The organism is Terracoccus luteus, assembly GCF_003635045.1.
GTDB classification, from domain to species: Bacteria; Actinomycetota; Actinomycetes; order Actinomycetales; family Dermatophilaceae; genus Terracoccus; species Terracoccus luteus.
The window spans coordinates 3,964,817-3,982,233 of the sequence record NZ_RBXT01000001.1 but is presented as its reverse complement, the minus strand read 5'-3'; the positions used below and the strand labels follow the sequence as shown (position 1 = coordinate 3,982,233).

At 74.4% G+C, this 17,417-nt stretch carries 17 protein-coding genes; 8 read left to right on the top strand and 9 right to left on the bottom strand.

Annotated features, from left to right (window positions below; all coding sequences use genetic code 11):
* Positions 1–5: 5 nt before the first annotated feature.
* Positions 6–1,337, bottom strand: a complete 1,332-nt coding sequence (locus DFJ68_RS17865) for a formimidoylglutamate deiminase (protein ID WP_121034892.1) — start codon at positions 1,335–1,337, stop codon at positions 6–8.
* Positions 1,334–2,629: an allantoate amidohydrolase gene (locus tag DFJ68_RS17860; protein ID WP_276330725.1), complete on the bottom strand. Its 1,296-nt coding sequence runs from the start codon at positions 2,627–2,629 to the stop codon at positions 1,334–1,336. The genes DFJ68_RS17865 and DFJ68_RS17860 overlap by 4 nt, the downstream gene beginning before the upstream one ends.
* A gap of 77 nt (positions 2,630–2,706) precedes the next feature.
* Here DFJ68_RS17860 and DFJ68_RS17855 point away from each other — a divergent pair, with 77 nt between their 5' ends.
* From DFJ68_RS17855 to DFJ68_RS17845, 3 genes are read left to right on the top strand one after another with little or no spacing between them, the layout of a single operon-like run.
* Positions 2,707–3,216: an aminoacyl-tRNA deacylase gene (locus tag DFJ68_RS17855; RefSeq protein ID WP_121034891.1), complete on the top strand. Its 510-nt coding sequence runs from the start codon at positions 2,707–2,709 to the stop codon at positions 3,214–3,216.
* A 19-nt stretch (positions 3,217–3,235) separates the two neighbouring features.
* Positions 3,236–3,613, top strand: a complete 378-nt coding sequence (locus tag DFJ68_RS17850) for a DUF2256 and DUF3253 domain-containing protein (RefSeq protein WP_121034890.1) — start codon at positions 3,236–3,238, stop codon at positions 3,611–3,613.
* On the top strand, positions 3,610–4,926 hold the full coding sequence (locus DFJ68_RS17845; RefSeq protein ID WP_121034889.1) for an FAD-binding domain-containing protein: 1,317 nt from the start codon (positions 3,610–3,612) through the stop codon (positions 4,924–4,926). Before DFJ68_RS17850 ends, DFJ68_RS17845 begins: the two co-directional genes overlap by 4 nt.
* Before the next feature lie 37 nt (positions 4,927–4,963).
* Here DFJ68_RS17845 and hutU read toward each other — a convergent pair whose 3' ends face one another.
* Both hutU and hutH read right to left on the bottom strand, forming a co-directional pair.
* Entirely contained in the window at positions 4,964–6,646 is a 1,683-nt protein-coding gene (gene hutU, locus DFJ68_RS17840; RefSeq protein WP_121034888.1) for a urocanate hydratase, read from the bottom strand.
* 198 nt (positions 6,647–6,844) lie between these two features.
* Positions 6,845–8,428: a histidine ammonia-lyase gene (hutH, locus tag DFJ68_RS17835; RefSeq protein WP_420823665.1), complete on the bottom strand. Its 1,584-nt coding sequence runs from the start codon at positions 8,426–8,428 to the stop codon at positions 6,845–6,847.
* 214 nt (positions 8,429–8,642) lie between these two features.
* On the opposite strand from hutH, the gene DFJ68_RS17830 reads away from it, so the two are divergent.
* The 3 genes from DFJ68_RS17830 to DFJ68_RS17820 are packed head-to-tail and all read left to right on the top strand — an operon-like array spanning position 8,643 to position 11,168.
* Positions 8,643–9,431 carry an IclR family transcriptional regulator gene (locus tag DFJ68_RS17830; protein WP_121034886.1) on the top strand — a complete coding sequence of 263 codons (789 nt, stop codon included), beginning with the start codon at positions 8,643–8,645 and terminating at the stop codon, positions 9,429–9,431.
* A 9-nt stretch (positions 9,432–9,440) separates the two neighbouring features.
* Entirely contained in the window at positions 9,441–10,181 is a 741-nt protein-coding gene (locus DFJ68_RS17825) for a Type 1 glutamine amidotransferase-like domain-containing protein (RefSeq protein WP_121034885.1), read from the top strand.
* Between the two features lie 9 nt (positions 10,182–10,190).
* Entirely contained in the window at positions 10,191–11,168 is a 978-nt protein-coding gene (locus DFJ68_RS17820; RefSeq protein WP_121034884.1) for an NAD(P)H-quinone oxidoreductase, read from the top strand.
* On the opposite strand, the gene DFJ68_RS18405 is transcribed toward DFJ68_RS17820, so the two are convergent.
* A complete protein-coding gene (locus tag DFJ68_RS18405) occupies positions 11,158–11,757 on the bottom strand; it encodes a hypothetical protein (RefSeq protein WP_170165826.1) in 600 nt (199 codons plus the stop codon). The genes DFJ68_RS17820 and DFJ68_RS18405 overlap by 11 nt on opposite strands.
* A 37-nt stretch (positions 11,758–11,794) precedes the next feature.
* Between DFJ68_RS18405 and DFJ68_RS17810 the strand changes: the two genes are divergently transcribed.
* Complete coding sequence (locus tag DFJ68_RS17810; protein ID WP_170165825.1) at positions 11,795–12,418, top strand: proteasome activator; 624 nt, start codon at positions 11,795–11,797, stop codon at positions 12,416–12,418.
* A 36-nt stretch (positions 12,419–12,454) separates the two neighbouring features.
* Here DFJ68_RS17810 and DFJ68_RS17805 read toward each other — a convergent pair whose 3' ends face one another.
* From DFJ68_RS17805 to DFJ68_RS17790, 4 genes are all read right to left on the bottom strand, one after another.
* The gene (locus DFJ68_RS17805) at positions 12,455–13,138 is read right to left on the bottom strand and encodes a histidine phosphatase family protein (RefSeq protein ID WP_121035510.1); all 684 of its coding nucleotides are present in this window, start codon (positions 13,136–13,138) and stop codon (positions 12,455–12,457) included.
* A gap of 77 nt (positions 13,139–13,215) precedes the next feature.
* The gene (locus tag DFJ68_RS17800; RefSeq protein ID WP_121034882.1) at positions 13,216–13,416 is read right to left on the bottom strand and encodes a hypothetical protein; all 201 of its coding nucleotides are present in this window, start codon (positions 13,414–13,416) and stop codon (positions 13,216–13,218) included.
* A gap of 122 nt (positions 13,417–13,538) precedes the next feature.
* The gene (locus DFJ68_RS17795) at positions 13,539–15,356 is read right to left on the bottom strand and encodes an AMP-binding protein (protein WP_121034881.1); all 1,818 of its coding nucleotides are present in this window, start codon (positions 15,354–15,356) and stop codon (positions 13,539–13,541) included.
* 42 nt (positions 15,357–15,398) lie between these two features.
* On the bottom strand, positions 15,399–16,055 hold the full coding sequence (locus tag DFJ68_RS17790; protein WP_121034880.1) for a PH domain-containing protein: 657 nt from the start codon (positions 16,053–16,055) through the stop codon (positions 15,399–15,401).
* A 312-nt stretch (positions 16,056–16,367) separates the two neighbouring features.
* Between DFJ68_RS17790 and DFJ68_RS17785 the strand changes: the two genes are divergently transcribed.
* The gene (locus DFJ68_RS17785) at positions 16,368–17,405 is read left to right on the top strand and encodes an SGNH/GDSL hydrolase family protein (RefSeq protein ID WP_245963734.1); all 1,038 of its coding nucleotides are present in this window, start codon (positions 16,368–16,370) and stop codon (positions 17,403–17,405) included.
* Positions 17,406–17,417 lie beyond the last annotated feature (12 nt).

Below are 17,417 nucleotides of genomic sequence, written 5' to 3'. Positions count from 1 at the left end.
CCCGCTCACGTCGAGGGCTCGAGGACGCGCGAGATCGCCTGTCCGAGAAGCCGGCCCACGTCGCCGATGCGGTGCCGCCCGTCACGCACGACCGGCTCGCCGGCGACGACGACGCTCGAGACGTCCGAGGCGACGCACGAGTAGATGATCTGCTCCGGCAGCGAGCCCGCGGTGTTGACGGTGTCGGTGGCCACCGTGACGAAGTCGGCCAGCGCGCCCTTGCTCAGGTGCCCACCGTCGCCCCAGCCGAGGGCCCGGTAGCCGTTGAACGACGCCGCGAGCAGCAGGTCGTTCGCGGCGAACCGGTCGCGCTCGTTGGTGACGAGGCGCTCGTGCATCTCGAGGCCGCGCAGCTCCTCGAACGGGTCGATGACGACGTGCTGGTCGGAGCCGAGCGACAGCGGCGAGCCGGCGTCGTGCAACGCCCGGCCCGGTCCGATGCCGTCGGCGAGGTCGCGTTCGGTGGTCGGGCAGAAGCAGGCGCCGGTCCGGGAGCCGCCGAGCCGGGCGATGTCGTCGTCGGTCAGGTGGGTCGCGTGCACGGCGGTGAGCCGGTCGCCGAGGGCGCCGGCCTCCTCGAGCAGTCGGGTCGGGGTCAGGCCGTAGTACATCTCGCAGGCGAGGTTCTCGCCCGGCTGCTCCGAGAGGTGCACGTGCAGCGGCAGGCCGTCACTGGCCTCGACGACCCGGTGCAGGTCCTCGCGTCGCACGGCGCGCACGGAGTGGATGGCCGCCCCGAGCCGCACCATGTCGGTGGCGTGGCGACGGCTGCTCATCCGCTCGGCCCAGGCGTCGACGGTGCCGTCGCTGAACCGCAGCTGGCCGGGGTGCAGCGGCACGTGCCCCCCGCCGTTGAGACCGCCCTCGAGGTAGCAGGTGTCGAGCAGTGTCAGCCGGATGCCGGCCTCCTCGGCGGCGTGCCGCAGCGCCAGACCCATGGCGTTGGGGTCGCCGAACGGCTTGCCGCCCGGGCGGTGGTGGACGTAGTGGAACTCGCCCACGACGGTGACCCCGGCGAGCACCATCTCGGCGAAGACCGCTCTCGCGAGGGCGAAGTAGGTGTCGGGGTTGAGCTCGGCGGCGACGGCGTACATCTGCTCGCGCCAGCTCCAGAAGTTGCCACCGCCACCGTTGACACGCCCCCGCAGGGCGCGGTGGAAGGCGTGGCTGTGCGTGTTCGCCATCCCCGGCAGCGTCACGCCGTGCAGGCGGACGTCCTCCGGCTGGGGCTCGGCCCCGACGTGGACGTCTCGGATGAAGCCGTCGGCCGTGGTGAGACGGACGTTGCGCGCGAATCCGCCTGTCAACCATGCCGACTCGCACCAGAAGCTGGTCATGACCCGACCCCGGGAGGGGCGTCGACGCCCGGCGTGGTGGCGTCGAGCAGGTCGGTCACGACGGTCGTCAGGGCCATGACCCCATGGTGACAGTCGTCGGGGCCGGCCCACTCGGCGGGTGAGTGCGAGACACCGGTGGGGTTGCGCACGAAGAGCATCGCGCTCGGGATGCCGTGTGAAGCGAGGATGCCGGCGTCGTGACCGGCGCCCGTCCCCAGCCGTGGAGCGTGCGGCAGGGCCCGGCCGAGGCGCTCGACCAGAGCCGGGTCGAACGCGGTGGTCGGCGTCCACGACTCCTCCCGGGTCGTGGCGCCCCACGACGCGGCGGCCTCGTCACGGACCTGCTCAACGGTCGCCCGCACCGCCCCCTCGTCGGCGCCCCGGGCGTCGAGCCACGCCGTGGCCCGGCTCGCGATGGCGTTGACCCCGCCCGGCTCGACCGCGAGCTTGCCCACGGTGGCGACGCAGCCGTGGCGACGGGCGTGCGCCCGGGCCGACTGCACCACCGCGGCGAGACCGAGCACCGCGTCGCGACGGTCGTCGAGGCGCGTCGTGCCGGCGTGGTTCGCCTCGCCGGGCACGTCGATGCGCCACCGCCCGTGGGGCCAGATGTCGGTGCCGACGGCGACGGCGCGCTCGACCGGGCCGGCCTCGGCGCCCCCACCCTCCCCGTCGGGCGGCAGGGCGAGCGCCCGTCCCTGCTCGACGTGCAGCTCGACGAAGCAGCCGACCCGTCGCAGCGTCTCGGGGTCGGGGCCGAGCAGCTCGGGGTCGCGTCCCGCGGCGCGCCAGGCCTCGGCCATCGACACCCCGTCGGTGTCGGTGAGGCCGAGCGCGCGCTCGGCGGCGAGCGCCCCGGTGACGATGCGCGAGCCGGCGCAGGCCACCCCGAAGCGGGCCCCCTCCTCGTCGACGAAGTTGACGACGGCGAGCGGCCGACGCGGCACGACCCCGGCCGCCCTCAGCGCGTCCACCGTGGCGAGCGCGCTGACGACTCCCAGCGGGCCGTCGAAGGCGCCACCGTCGGGCACCGAGTCGAGGTGCGAGCCGATGACGACGGCCCGGCCCGGCGTCGCGTCCGGGTCGCCCCACCAGGCCCACTGGTTGCCGGCGCGGTCGACGACGAGGTCGAGCCCGCGGGCGGCGCACTCTCCGGCGAACCACTCGCGCAGGTCGTGGTCGGTGCGGGTCCACGCGAACCGGCGGTACCCACCGGTCGAGGGCTCCCGGCCGATCGGCTCCAGCGCGGCCCACATGCGGTCGAACGCGCTCGTCGCGGCCCAGCCCGCCACGGCGGCGGCGTCCTCGCTGGGGGTGGCCCCCACGGCATCCGTCACGTCTGTCGTCCCTCCGATATAGCGTCTCTGTCATGCCCACCGACGACCCCGCCCGGACCGACGAGTCGTCGACGCCCGCCGTCGAGGCGGCCCGCGCGGCCGGCATCGAGTTCACCGTCACCCGCCACGGTCGGGTCGGCAGCCTCGCGGAGGCCGCCGCGGCGCGCGGCATCGAGCCCTGCGACCTCATCAAGACCCTCGTCGTGCGGCGCGGCGACGGCGACCACGTCTTCGTGCTCGTCCCCGGCGACCGCACCTTCTCGTGGCCCAAGGTGCGCGCCCTGCTCGGCACCAACCGCCTCTCGATGCCCGACGCCGCGGAGGCCCTCGAGGTCACCGGCTACGAGCGCGGCACCATCACCCCGTTCGGCTCGCGCACGACCCTGCCGGTCGTGGCCGACCGGGCGATCGTCGGTCGGCGCATCTCGCTCGGCGGCGGCGGGCACGGCGTGGGCCTCACGGTGTCGGGCGACGACGTCGTGCGCCTCTTCGACGCGACCGTGGCCGACATCTCCGACGAGGAGGTCGGCGAGCGTCGCTGAGGCGACGCAGACCGGTGCCATGGGCCGACCTCCTCTCCCGACCAAGACGTGTGACCGCTGCGGTCGCACCATCACGTGGCGCAAGGCGTGGGAACGCGACTGGGAGTCCGTGCGCTGGTGCTCGTCGGCCTGCCGCAAGGCGGGCGTGAACGACACCGACCGTGAGCTCGAGGCGACGATGGAGCGGATGCTCGACGCGAGGTCGCGCTCGTCGTCCCTGTGCCCGTCCGAGGCCGCCCGGGCCGTCGGCGGCGACGACTGGCGCGACCTCATGGAGCCCGCCCGCAACGCCGCCCGGCGCCTCGTCGCCGCCGGCAAGGCGGAGGTGACCCAGGGCGGGCAGGTCATCGACCCCAGCCGGGCCAAGGGGCCGATCCGGGTACGCCGCCCGCGATGAGCGACACGAGCCGGCTGCCCACCCCGACCGAGGGTGACGAGGTCGCGTGGGTGCAGCACCACCTCGGTCACCTCAGCCTCGAGGATGCCGTCGCGGCCAGCCCCGCGTTCCGCGGCGGGCAGGGCGCGGCGGACGTCGCCCTCGCCACCTTCGACGTCACCGGGTACGCCCGTCGGCGCAGCGAGGTGCTGCCCGAGCGCTCGCGCGGGGCGAGCCGGCTCAGCCCGTACGTCCGCCACGGGCTCATCGACCTGCCGACGCTGTGGGCGCACGTCGCCGACGGGCCACCGCGCGACCGCGACAAGTACCGCGACGAGCTGCTCTGGCAGGAGTACGCCCGCCACCTGCACTCCCGCGTCGGCGAGGGGATGCGGCGGCCGCTGCGCCACGAGCCTCCCCGTCGCGACCAGGTCGGCGAGTGGGGCTGGGACCGCTCCATGGCGTGCGTCGACCTGACCGTCGGCGAGCTCGAGACCGACGGCTGGCTCGTCAACCAGACGCGCATGTGGCTGGCCTCGCAGTGGACCGTGCGAGCCGGGCACGACTGGCGCGACGGCGCCAAGCACTTCGAACGCCATCTGCTCGACGGCTCGGCCGCGGCGAACCTGCTCGGCTGGCAGTGGACCGTCGGCACCGGAACCGGCAAGCCCTACGGCTTCAGCCAGTGGCAGGTGCGCAAGCGCGCACCGGGCCTGTGCGAGCAGTGCCCGCTCGTCGACGCGTGCCCGATCTCGGGGTGGCCCGACTCGTCGGGCGGACCGTCGGTGCCCGACCCCACCGGCCTGCTGCGCAGCGACCCCGACCCGGGCGTCACCGCCGGCCCCGCCGAGGTCGAGCCCCTCACGACGGGAACCCGACCGGATGCCGTGTGGCTGACGTGGGAGTCCCTGGGCGACGGTGACCCCGCGCTGGAGGCCCACCCCGACCTCCCGGCGGTGCTCGTCTTCGACGAGCGGCTGCTCGCCCGCCGGCGGCTGTCCGGCAAGCGGCTCGTCTTCGTCGCCGAGACCCTCGCCGACCTCGCGACCCGCCGCGACGTCGAGGTGCACCTCGGCCGACCGGCCGAGGTGCTGCGCGACCGGCCGGTCGCGTCGACGGCCGCCCCGGTGCCCGGCTGGCGCCGGCTCACCGCCGGCCTCGACGTCGAGCGTCACCCGTGGCCGTGGCTCGTGCGGCCGCGCTCCGGCCCCGTCTCGAGCTTCACGGCCTGGCGCCGGTCGAGCGGTGCCCCCGCCACCGGCGCGGCCCGCGGCGGCCCCCGTCGCAGCGGTGGCCGCTCCGGCGGCGCCGGAGGCCGGGCCGGCCGACGCTGACGCGCGCGGAACACGAAGGGGGCTCACCGGCATCCGCTCAGGCAGTGGGCTGCTCGGGCTGGGTGGGCTGCTCGTGCATCGGCACCCTCACCCCTCGCTCGCGGGCCACCTCGTCGGCGAGGTCGTAGCCCGCGTCGACGTGACGGATGACGCCCATGCCGGGGTCGTTCGTCAGCACGCGGGCCAGCTTCTGCGCCGCGAGGTCGGTGCCGTCGGCGAGGCTGACCTGACCGGCGTGCAGGCTGCGGCCGATGCCGACCCCGCCGCCGTGGTGGATCGAGACCCAGCTCGCGCCCGAGCTCGTGTTGACGAGGGCGTTGAGCAACGGCCAGTCGGCGATGGCGTCCGACCCGTCGGCCATCGACTCGGTCTCGCGGTAGGGGCTGGCCACCGACCCGGAGTCGAGGTGGTCGCGACCGATGACGATGGGGGCACTGACCTCGCCGGTGCGCACGAGCTCGTTGAAGGCCAGGCCGGCCTTGTCGCGCTCGCCGTAGCCGAGCCAGCAGATGCGGGCGGGCAGGCCCTGGAACGCGATGCGCTCCTGGGCGCCGCGGATCCACTTGTGCAGGCGGTCGTTGTCGGGGAACAGGTCGAGCACGGCCTTGTCGGTCGCGGCGATGTCGCGGGGGTCGCCCGAGAGCGCGGCCCAGCGGAAGGGGCCCTTGCCCTCGCAGAAGAGCGGGCGGATGTAGGCCGGGACGAAGCCGGGGAAGGCGAAGGCGCGGTCGTAGCCGCCCTGCCGGGCCTCGTCGCGGATCGAGTTGCCGTAGTCGAAGACCTCGGCGCCGGCGTCCTGGAACTCGACCATCGCCTTGACGTGCTGCGCCATCGAGGCGCGTGCACGGTCAGTGAAGTCCTCCGGCTTCTTCTCGGCGTACTCGGCCCAGTCGTCGAGGTCGACGCCGACGGGCAGGTAGCTGAGCGGGTCGTGGGCCGATGTCTGGTCGGTGACGATGTCGATCTCGACGCCGCGCCGCAGCAGCTCGGGGAACACCTCGGCCGCGTTGCCGACGACGCCGACCGACCAGCCGCGACGCTCGCGCTTCGCGGCGAGCGCCTTCTCGATGGCGTCATCGAGGTCCTTCGCGACCTCGTCGAGGTAGCGGTGCTCGACGCGGCGGTGCAGGCGAGCCGGGTCGACGTCGACGACGAGGCAGGCGCCGTCGTTCATCGTCACGGCGAGCGGCTGGGCGCCGCCCATGCCGCCGCACCCACCGGTGAGGGTCAGCGTGCCGGCGAGCGTGCCACCGAAGCGCTTCTCGGCGACGGCGGCGAAGGTCTCGTACGTGCCCTGGACGATGCCCTGGGTGCCGATGTAGATCCACGAGCCGGCCGTCATCTGGCCGTACATCGTCAGGCCGAGGTGCTCGAGACGGCGGAACTCCGGCCACGTGGCCCAGTCGCCGACGAGGTTGCTGTTGGCGATGAGCACCCGCGGCGCCCACTCGTGCGTCTGCATGACGCCGACGGGGCGACCGCTCTGCACGAGCATCGTCTCGTCCTGCTTGAGGGTCGTCAGCGTGCGCACCATGGCGTCGAACGAGCGCCAGTCACGCGCGGCCCGCCCGGTGCCGCCGTAGACGACGAGGTCGTCGGGTCGCTCGGCCACCTCCGGGTCGAGGTTGTTCATGAGCATCCGCAGTGGGGCCTCGGTGGCCCACGACTGGGCCGTCAGCGTGGTGCCGCGCGCGGCGCGCACCGGTCGTGCACCGTCCATGGTCGTCTCCTCCTCGGTGATCCTCGGTGATCCTCGGTGATCCTCGGTGATCCTCGGTGATCCTCGGTGATCCTCGGTGATCCTCGGTGATCCTCGGTGATCCTCGGTGATCCTCGGTGATCCTCGGTGATATCGGTCGGTCCTGCGGTGGTGGGCTCCCCGCCCCCGTCGAGAGGGCGCTCACGCCCCGTCGAGTGGTCAGGCGAGGGGGCCGGTGACGGCCTCGGCCGCCGCCCGCGCGCGTCCGCTGCGCACGAGCTCGACGGCATCCTCGATCTCGGGGGCGAGGAAGCGGTCGGGTCCGCTGCCGGGCACCGTCTCGCGCAGCGCCGCGATGACGGATGCCGTGGCCGGCGCGGGTGCGAGCGGGGCGCGCAGCTCGATGCCGCGGGCGGCCGTGAGCAGCTCGACGGCGAGCACGCGGGTCAGCCCGTCGACCGCCCGCCGCAGCTTTCGGGCGCCCGACCAGCCCATCGACACGTGGTCCTCCTGCATGGCCGAGCTCGGGATCGAGTCGACGCTCGCCGGCACCGCGAGGCGCTTGAGCTCGCTGACGATGGCGGCCTGCGTGTACTGCGCGATCATGTGGCCGCTGTCGACGCCCGGGTCGTCGGCGAGGAAGGGCGGCAAGCCGTGGCTGCGCGCGGCGTCGAGGAAGCGGTCGGTGCGCCGCTCGCTCATCGAGGCGACGTCGGCGGTGACGATGGCGAGGAAGTCGAGCACGTAGGCGACGGGGGCGCCGTGGAAGTTGCCGTTGCTCTCGACCCGCCCGTCGGGGGTGACGACGGGGTTGTCGACGGCCGAGGCGAGCTCGTACCCGGCCACCCGGGCGGCGTGCTCGACGGTGTCCCGCGCGCCGCCGGCCACCTGGGGCGCGCAGCGCAGCGAGTAGGCGTCCTGCACACGCGTACAGGCGTCGGTGCGGTGCGACTCGCGGATGGGTGAGTTCGCCATGACGGCAACGATGTTCGCGGCCGAGCGGGCCTGGCCGGGCTGCGGCCGCAGGGCGTGCAGGTCGGCGGCGAACACGCTGTCCGAGCCGAGCAGCCCCTCGACGCTCATCGCCGCGGTGATGTCGGCGACGACGAGCAGGTCGCGCAGGTCGGTGACGGCGAGGGCGAGCATGCCGAGCATGCCGTCGGTGCCGTTGATGAGGGCGAGCCCCTCCTTCTCGGCGAGCTCGACGGGCCGGATGCCGTTGTCGCGCAGTGCCGTCCCCGCATCGGTGAGCGTGCCGTCGGCGAGGCGCACCGGGCCCTCACCCATGACGGCGAGCGCGCAGTGGGCCAGGGGGGCGAGGTCGCCGGAGCAGCCGAGCGAGCCGTACTCGTGCACGACGGGGGTGATGCCGGCGTCGAGCAGCGACGCGTAGGCGCGGGCCGTCTCGAGCCGCACGCCGGTGCGCCCCGTCGCGAGGGTCGACAGGCGCAGCAGCATGAGCGCCCGAACGACCTCGCGCTCGACCTCGGGGCCGCTGCCGGCCGCGTGCGACCGGACGAGCGAGCGCTGCAGCTGGGCGCGCATCGCCGTCGGGATGTGGCGGGTGGCGAGGGCGCCGAACCCCGTCGAGATGCCGTAGTGCGGCACGACGTCGTCGGCGAGGGCCTCGACGACCGTGCGGCTGGCCTCGATGGCGGAACACGCGTCGTCGCCGAGGCGCACCCCGGCCCCGTGCCGGGCCACCGCGACGACGTCCTCGATCGTCAGGGGGCCGGTGCCCACCGTGACCGTGCCGGTTGTCTGGGGCTGCGTCGGGTGCTGCATCGGGGCCGTCCTCGTCATGCCCCCATCGAATCGCGGCCCGGTCGGGCCCGAGAGCTATCACCGCAAGGTATCGTCTCGGATACGAGACACACGAGAGGCGGTCGCGCCACCCGGCTCACCGGCATCCGTGCGGGTGGGCCACGGCGGGGCGTGACCACTCGACGGGGTCCAAGCGTCGTCTCGACGGGGTCTTGGCGCCCTCTCGACGGGGTTGGGGACGGAGGGTGGTGGGGTGGCGAACGCACCGGCGGCGGCGAGCGCCCTCGACGTGCTCGAGCACCTGTCAAGCCATGCCGAGCCGCTGCCCGCGGCGGCGGTGGCCCGCGACCTCGGCCTGCCCCGGTCGTCGGTCTACCACCTGCTCACCGTGCTCGTCTCGCGCGGCTACGTCACGCACTACGCCGACGACCGCCGCTACGGCCTCGGCCAGGCCGCCTACGAGCTCGGCTCGGCCTACCAGCGTCAGGCCCCGCTCGCGCGGCTCGCGCGCTCGGCCGTGCGCCGGCTCGTCGACCGGTCGGCCCGCAACGCCCACCTCGCCACCCTCGACGGCCGCGACGTCATCTACCTGCTCGAGGAGCGCGCGCCCGGACAGCCCACCCTCGTCACCGACGTCGGCGTGCGCCTGCCGGCCCACCTCACGGCCAGCGGGCTCGCCCTGCTCGCCGCCCTCCCCGCGGCCCAGGTGCGCGCGCTCTACCCCGACCGGGCCTCGTTCACCCGGCGCCACGAGGCGGGGCCGCGGTCGCTGACCGAGCTGCGCAGCCTGCTCGCGCGAACCCGTGCCGAGGGGTTCGCCCGGGAGGACGACACCGTCACCCCCGGCCTGTCCTCGGTCGCGGTCGCCGTCACCGACCGGTCCCGCCGCCCCGTCGCCGCCATCGCCGTCACGGTGCGCGCGCAGGACGCCACCGCCGAACACCTGCTCTGCCTCGTCGATGCCGTCCGTGCGGCTGCCGCCGAGATCGCCCGGCGGGTGAGCCCGCCGCGCAGCGACCCGTCGCGGCCCCGGCGTCCCTAGGGTGGCGCCATGGACGTCCACCTCGTGGGCGGCGGGTGGGACGACTCCCACGCCGCCGCGCTCTACCGGGCCTTCGTCGACGCCGCGGCCCGCCGCGCCGGGGGCACGCCCACCGTCACGCTCGTCGTGATGGGCACCGGCCCGGACTCGCTCGAGTACCACGCGCGGTACGTGCACCTGCTCGACCTCGTCGGTGGCCACGAGCTGTCCGTCGTCCGGGTAGCAGAGGGGTCCGCCGTCGACGCCTCCGCGCTCGACGGCGCCGACGGCCTCTTCGTCGGCGGCGGCCCGACGCCCGAGTACCACGCGTCGCTCGCCCCCGCCTTCGACGCCATCCGTGAGCGCGTGCAGGGCGGGATGCCGTACGCCGGGTTCTCGGCGGGCGCCGCCATCGCGGCCGAGCACGCCGTCATCGGTGGCTGGCGTCTCGCCGGCCGCCCCGTATGCCCCGAGGACGGCAACGAGGGGCTCGACCCCGTCACGGTCGTCCCCGGCATCGGTCTCGTCGCAGGCGCCGTCGACGTCCACGCCGCGCAGTGGGGCAACCTCTCGCGCCTCGTCGCCGTCGTCGAGGCCGGCCTCGCCCCGCACGGGGTGGCGATCGACGAGGACACCGCGCTGCACCCCGGCGGGCGCGTCGTCGGGGCCGGGCACGTGTGGCACGTCGACCGGGCGCCGGATGCCTCCGCCTCCGCACCCGACGCACCGGACGCGCCGGTCACCGTCAGGCGGCTCGCCGCCGGTCAATAGAGTCGGACCATGCGCGCGATCACCCTGCCCCAGCCCGGTGGGCCCGAGGCCCTCGTCCCCGCCGACGTCGACGCCCCCACCCCGGGGCCGGGCGAGGTGCTCGTCGACGTCGTCGCTGCCGGCGTCAACCGGGCCGACGTCATGCAGCGCCTCGGTCACTACCCGCCGCCGGAGGGCGCCTCCCCGTTACCGGGCCTCGAGGTCAGCGGCCGGGTGGCCGCCCTCGGTGACGGCGTCGAGGGCTGGACCGTGGGTGGCGAGGTGTGTGCCCTGCTCGACGGCGGCGGCTACGCGGAGCAGGCCGTCGTGCCCGCCGGGCAGCTGCTGCCCGTGCCCTCCGGTGTCAGCCTCGAGGACGCCGCGGCCCTGCCCGAGGTCGCCTGCACCGTCTGGTCGAACGTCTTCCTCGTCGCGAACATCCAGCCCGGCCAGGTGCTGCTCGTGCACGGCGGCAGCTCGGGCATCGGCACGATGGCCATCCAGCTCGGCAAGGCGGTCGGCGCCCACGTCGCCGTCACCGCGGGCAGCCAGGCCAAGCTCGACGTCTGCCGCGACCTCGGGGCCGAGATGCTCGTCAACTACCGCGAGGAGGACTTCGTCGAACGCGTGCGCGCGCTGAGCGACGGCCACGGCGCCGACGTCATCCTCGACAACATGGGCGCGAAGTACCTCTCGCGCAACGTCGACCTCCTCGCCACCGGCGGCCGCCTCGTCACCATCGGCCTCATGGGCGGCCGCACGGGCGAGCTCGACATGGGCGTGCTGCTGGCCAAGCGCGGTGCCGTCATCGCCACCTCGCTGCGCTCCCGGCCGGCCACCGAGAAGGCCGCGATCGTCGCCGCGGTGCGCGAGCACGTCTGGCCCCTGGTCGAGTCGGGCGACGTGCGCCCGATCGTGCACTCGCGCCACCGCCTCGAGGACGCCGCCGAGGCCCACCGCGAGATGGAGGCCTCGACCCACATCGGCAAGATCCTGCTCACGACCTGACGAGCAGGGCGTAGCCGCGCACCGCCGTGTCCGGGGGCTCGACGAGCTCGATGCCGACGTCGCCGACCGGCAGCCGCCCCACGGCCAGCCTCACGGGCTTGCCGTCGCACGAGACGGGCCGCTGCAGCAGCCGCTGACGGTCGGTGTTCTCCTCCCCCGGCACCACCGGCCCGCGCGTGACGACGACGACGGTCGAGACCGGGCCGCCGTCGGCGACGCACGCGACCCGCACGGCGAAGGTCGCGCCCGACGACGACGCCCCGAGGTCACCGCTGTCCCACTCGGTGGCGCCGCGGCCCCGCACGACCCGCGCGAGCTCGGACGGCACCCGCGCCGGCACGCCCAGACCCACCTCCAGCGGGTCGCTCGCCTCGCTCTCGAGACTCCCGTCGACGGGCGTGAGCTCGGGCCGCGGCTCCGCGGTCACCACCGAGGATGCCGGGGGGCCGGGCTCACGGGGCACACCGGCATCCGTCGTGGTGCACGAGGCCGCACCGGCGGTCAGGGCGGTCGCCGTGAGGACGGCCAGCCCTGCGCGCGCGGCGGCCGACGGGACGGTGCCCCCGACGTGCCTGCGTGTGACGGCCACCGTCTGAGCGTAGGCGCCGTGGGGCAGGATGGTCGGCATGAGCCCCGACTCCCCCCAGCAGCCCGGAGACGACGACCGCCGCATCGTCGTCGTCACCCAGGACGGCATGGGCGTGTCCTCGCCCGGCGACGACCGTGACGACCGCGGCGGCGACGGCGACCACGACGGCGGACGCCGGCACGACCAGACGAACCCGGCCGACCTCGTCGAGGAGCCGGCCAAGGTGATGCGCATCGGCTCGATGATCAAGCAGCTGCTCGAAGAGGTGCGCAACGCGCCCCTCGACGAGGCGGGTCGCCGGCGGCTCGCCGACATCCACCACCGCTCGCTCGGCGAGCTCAAGGACGGCCTCGCCCCCGAGCTCGTCGAGGAGCTCGACCGCATCGCCCTCCCGTTCCGCGACGAGTCACCGAGCGACGCCGAGCTGCGCATCGCCCAGGCCCAGCTGGTCGGCTGGCTCGAGGGGCTGTTCCACGGCATCCAGACGGCCCTCGTCGCCCAGCAGATGGCCGCCCAGCAGCAGCTGCAGCAGATGCGGGCCCTGCCGCCCGGGCTCGGCGGACAGGGCGGCCAGGCTGTACCGGGTGGCCCCGCCGGGGCGGGAGCCCATCCGATGCAGGGGCAGCCGGGCGACGGCGGGCCCACCGGCCAGTACCTCTGACGGCGACCGGGTAAGCACCACCGACGACGACTGGCCTCAGAGCCAGCTGGCGCGTTCCCGCGCGGACGGCGTGACACCGGCGTCCCACTGCAGCAACGGCTTCGACAGCTTGTAGCGCAGGTCCGGCTGGCGCAGCAGGACCACCGGCTCACCGTTGGCGGGGTTCTCGAGCGACTCGAAGTACTCGACGCTCCAGTGGAACCAGCGCATGCAGAACAGCCGCATGGTCAGCCCGTGGGTGACGATGACGACGTTGCGCGGAGCGTCGGGGGTCTCGAAGTTGCGGTGCATCGACTCGAGGAAGGTCGAGACCCGGTCGTAGACGTCCGAGCCGGACTCGCCGTGGGTGAAGCGGTACCAGAAGTGCCCGTAGCGGTTGCGCGCCTCGCGCTGCGCGGCGATGTCGGCGGGGTCCTGGAAGTTGGCCCAGTCCTGCTCGCGCAGGCGTGGCTCGACCCGGACGTCCCGCTCGTCGACGTCGAGCCCGAGCAGCTCGAAGGTCTGGCGGGCCCGCACGTAGGGCGAGGCGTACACGGCCACCGACTCGTCACCGATGAGGGCGCGCAGCCGTGCACCGGTGGCGCGGGCCTGCTCGACACCGCGCTCGGTCAGCCCGAGCCGGTGGTCGGGCACCCGCTCGTAGACGGTGTCGTCGACGTTGCCCTGCGACTCACCGTGACGCACGAGCACGATGCGGGTCGGGCGGTTCTCGAGGCTCACGCGGGCCAGCGTAGGGCGGCTGTGGGCCGGCGTGGGGATGGTGCGGCCGGCGGTCCGGACGGCGGTGTCGGCGGCGCTCAGGGCTCGCGGCGTCGATCGCGGCCCTCGGTGGCCCACGGCGCGACGAGCAGCCACAGCCAGGCGAACCCGACGACGAACACCCCGACCATCGAGACGACGGCGGCGCTCGGCCCGAGGAGGCGACCGCCGAACACGAGCAGCAGGAGGTAGGCGACCGCCAGGGTCGCCACGACGGCCTTGCGCCGGGTCGCGCTCATCGTGCACCTCCTCGTGCACCTCATCCGACCAGCCGAGGGTGAACGGGGGGTGTGCCCGTGGTGGCCGTCGCGCGACGGTTGCCACCGACCGGCGCCGGATGCCGGGGCCTCGGCGGGGCGCGTCAGGCGCGCCCGGGCCCGCCGCCGCGCAGCTCGGGGAAGTCGTCGTCGCGCCACTCGAGCTCGGGCGAGCCGGCGCCGGTGTCGGACAGCTCGGTCTCGCGACCGCGCAGCTCGACCCGCCGGATCTTGCCCGAGATGGTCTTGGGCAGCTCGAAGAACTCGACGCGTCGCACCCGCTGCCACGGCGCCAGGCGCTCCCGGGCGTGGGCGAGGATCGACCGCGCGACCTCGGGCCCGGGCTCGTGACCCGGCGCCAGCGCGACGTACGCCTTGGGCACGGCGAGCCGGACGGCATCCGGCGCGGGCACGACGGCCGCCTCGGCGACGGCGGGGTGCTCGATGAGCACCGACTCGACCTCGAACGGGCTGATCTTGTAGTCGCTGGCCTTGAAGACGTCGTCGGTGCGCCCGACGTACGTGACGTAGCCGTCGGCGTCGACGCTCGCGACATCACCCGTGTGGTAATAACCGCCGGCCATCGCCTCGGCGTTGCGCTCGTCGTCGCCCTGGTAGCCCGTCATGAGCGGCACCGGTCGCTCGGCGAGGTCGAGGCAGATCTCACCCTCGGCCGAGTCACCTTGCGACGTGGGCGTTTCCACCCGCTCGCCCGACACGGGGTCGACGAGCACGACAGGGCAGCCGGGCAGCGGACGGCCCATCGACCCGGGCTTGACGGGTGACCCGACGGTGTTGCCGACGACCGCCGTCATCTCGGTCTGGCCGTAGCCGTCGCGGACCGTGAGGCCCCACGCCTCGTGCACCCGCGCGATGACCTCGGGGTTGAGCGGCTCCCCCGCCCCGATGACCTCGCGCAACGAGCCCGGCCCACCGGACAGGTCGGCGTTGATGAGCATGCGCCACACCGTCGGCGGCGCGCACAGCGAGGTCACCTCGTGCACGCGCAGCACGCGCAGGAGCGCGGCGGGGTCGAACCGCGTGTAGTTGTAGGCGAACACGGTCGCCTCGGCGATCCACGGGGCGAAGAAGCACGACCACGCGTGCTTCGCCCAGCCCGGGCTGCTGATGTTGAGGTGCACGTCGCCGGGCTTGAGGCCGAGCCAGTACGTCGTCGAGAGGTGACCCACCGGGTAGGAGACCTGCGTGTGCTCGACGAGCTTCGGGCGGCTGGTCGTGCCCGAGGTGAAGTAGAGCAGCAGCCGGTCGTCGGGCGCGGTCCCGGGATGCGCGGCCGGGCCGGTCTCGAGGGCGTAGGCGTCGTGCAGGTCGTGCCACCCCTCTGGCGCCGTCGTGTCGGCGCCCGTCGGCACCGCGATGCGCAGGTCCGCGCCCTCGACCATGTCGAACTTGTGGGCCTCGCGGGAGTCGGCCACGACCACCCGCGCGGCCCCGCGAGCGATGCGGTCGGCGAGGTCGCCCGGCCCGGCGGCGGTCGTCGTCGGCATGATGACCGCACCGATCTTCATCACCCCGAGCATCGTCTCCCACAGCTCGACCTGGTTGCCGAGCATGAGCAGTACGGCGTCCCCGCGGCGCATCCCGACCTGCGTCAGCCACGCCGCCACCTGGTCGGAGCGGCGCGCCATCGCGTCGAAGGTGACGCTCGTGACGCGCTCGTCGGGCGTGCCCGCGTCGTCGACGATGGTGAGGCACGGCCGGTCGACCCCGCGCGCGATGCCGTCGAACCAGTCGACCGCCCAGTTGAACCGGTCACCGACGTCCGGGGGCACGTGGCCCGCCACGGCCTCCTCGTGCTGCCCGCGCAGGGCGAGCAGGCGGTCGCGGGCCGCGCGGTACGCCGCGTGGGCTCGGTCGGATGCCGTCGTGGCCGTGGTCGCGTCGTCGCTCACCTCGTGCATGGGCCGACCCTACGACCCGGCGGGCGGGCGCGGCCCTCCGGATCAGCGCCCGTCGCGCCGACCCCGGCGGGGCCGCTCCTCGGCGAGCCTCGGCCGGCCGGCATCCGCCTCGTCCTCCCACGCCCCGTCCGCGTCCTCGTCGTACCGGCCGTCGTACTCCTCGTACTCGTCGTCGTGGTCGGAACGGCCGGCGCCGTGGCGACGGCGGCGCAGGTCGTCCTCGTCGATGAGGCGGTTGACGAGCTGCTGCACCTCGTTGCTGTCCGGGATGTTCGAGAACTGCTCGTCGGGGCTGTCGCCCGCCGACTCGATGCGCAGCGAGCCCGAGTTGATGATGCGGTCGAACAGGGTCTGCCCGAAGCTGACGTCGGTGATCTTCGACAGGGTGATGTCCTTGCCGCTCTTGTTGAGCACCCCGCGGCGCACCATGACGCGGTGCGTCGTCACGACGTAGTGGGTCGTGCGCCAGCGCAGGAACGGCACGGCGACGAGCCACACCGCGAGCACGGCGAGGACCGCCACGCTCACCCACTGCACGGCGTTGCCCGTGCTGTCGTCGGGCGTGACGACGGCGACGAACACCGCGAGCGCGATGAGCAGCACCCCGAGCACCGTCGGCAGCGCCACGGTCAGCCAGTGCGGGTGGATGCTGCGCTCGACCCGCTCACCCCGGGCGAGCACGTTCTCGGGAAACCCCACGTCGACCTCCTGGCCTGATCGCCCCGGCCGGCGGGGCCGGGGTCCGTCAACCCAGACTAGGAGGTGCGGCCACCGGTTCCCGGTCCGTTTCGGGTGGCGTCGCGGGTCTGCTGGTCCTACGTTCCACGAGGGACGCTCCGCGGGCCGTCCGCGAGCGACCTCCACTCGAAGGAGAGTGTCGTGCCGCCCGTAATCCGCCTGCACGCGTCCACCGCCCCGACCTCGGCCCTCGCCGGCGGTCCTTCCGGCCCCTCCGGCCGCCACCGACGGAGCCCTCGCCTCACCCGACCGATGCGGTGGGCGGCCGCCTCGGTGGCCACGCTCACCGGCATCCTCGGTGGGGCCGGTCTCGCCGGGCCCCCGTCCGCGGGCGCGGCCGGGACCGCCTACGTCGCGCTGGGCGACTCCTACAGCTCGGGCACCGGCACCCGCGCCTACCTCGAGGACGGCACGTCGTGCCAGCGCTCGGTCTACGCCTACCCCGCCCTCGACGCCGCGTCGCTCGGGCTCTCGCTGACCTTCCGGGCCTGCTCGGGCGCGACCGTCGCCGACGTCACCTCGACGCAGCTGTCCGCGCTGTCGACCTCGACCTCGTACGTGACGATCTCGGTGGGCGGCAACGACGCCGGCTTCGCGAGCGTGCTGACCACGTGCGCGCAGCCGAGCTGGCTGAGCAACTGCAACGCCGCCGTCGACAAGGCCCAGGCCTTCGTCGGCTCGACGCTGCCGTCACGCCTGACGACGCTCTACGGCTCGATCCGCGCCAAGGCCCCGAACGCCCGCGTCGTCGTCGTGGGCTACCCGCGCATCTTCAACGGTGACGACTGCAGCGCCCTGACGTGGTTCTCCGCGAGCGAGGAGTCGCGGCTCAACGCCACCGCCGACCTGCTCAACGCGCGCACCGCGACGGCCGCCGCGGCCGCCGGGTTCACCTTCGTCAACCCCACCTCCGTCTTCACCGGGCACGCCGTCTGCGACAGCCCGGAGTGGATCAACAACCTCTCGTTCCCGGTCAGCGAGAGCTTCCACCCCAACCGCAGCGGTCACGCCAGCGGATACGCGGTCGCGACCCGGCCGGCGTTCGGGCTCGGCCTCACCCGCACCGGCTCCGACGCGGTCCGCGCCGCCGTGGCGTCGGGACCCGCGCTGGTGGAGGGCAACGCGCGCTGGGCCGCCGTCGACCGCACGGTGACGCCCGAGCGGTTCGTCGCGCCCGACCTCACCACCCCCGCCGCGCGCGCCGCGGCCGCCCGCGCCGGCGTCGACCTGGGCAGCCGCGCGAGCATCGACCGGGTCGACCGGCAGGTGCAGGCGCAGCAGGATGCCGTGCGGTCGGCGTCGCTGCGCTGAGCCCGGTCCCGT

Coding starts and splice junctions, on each gene's coding strand:
- DFJ68_RS17865 (WP_121034892.1), bottom strand. CDS start 1,337: ATGACCAGCTTCTGGTGCGAGTCGGCATGGTTGACAGGCGGATTCGCG.
- DFJ68_RS17855 (WP_121034891.1), top strand. CDS start 2,707: ATGCCCACCGACGACCCCGCCCGGACCGACGAGTCGTCGACGCCCGCC.
- DFJ68_RS17850 (WP_121034890.1), top strand. CDS start 3,236: ATGGGCCGACCTCCTCTCCCGACCAAGACGTGTGACCGCTGCGGTCGC.
- DFJ68_RS17845 (WP_121034889.1), top strand. CDS start 3,610: ATGAGCGACACGAGCCGGCTGCCCACCCCGACCGAGGGTGACGAGGTC.
- hutU (WP_121034888.1), bottom strand. CDS start 6,646: ATGGACGGTGCACGACCGGTGCGCGCCGCGCGCGGCACCACGCTGACG.
- hutH (WP_420823665.1), bottom strand. CDS start 8,428: ATGACGAGGACGGCCCCGATGCAGCACCCGACGCAGCCCCAGACAACC.
- DFJ68_RS17825 (WP_121034885.1), top strand. CDS start 9,441: ATGGACGTCCACCTCGTGGGCGGCGGGTGGGACGACTCCCACGCCGCC.
- DFJ68_RS17820 (WP_121034884.1), top strand. CDS start 10,191: ATGCGCGCGATCACCCTGCCCCAGCCCGGTGGGCCCGAGGCCCTCGTC.
- DFJ68_RS17810 (WP_170165825.1), top strand. CDS start 11,795: ATGAGCCCCGACTCCCCCCAGCAGCCCGGAGACGACGACCGCCGCATC.
- DFJ68_RS17800 (WP_121034882.1), bottom strand. CDS start 13,416: ATGAGCGCGACCCGGCGCAAGGCCGTCGTGGCGACCCTGGCGGTCGCC.
- DFJ68_RS17795 (WP_121034881.1), bottom strand. CDS start 15,356: ATGCACGAGGTGAGCGACGACGCGACCACGGCCACGACGGCATCCGAC.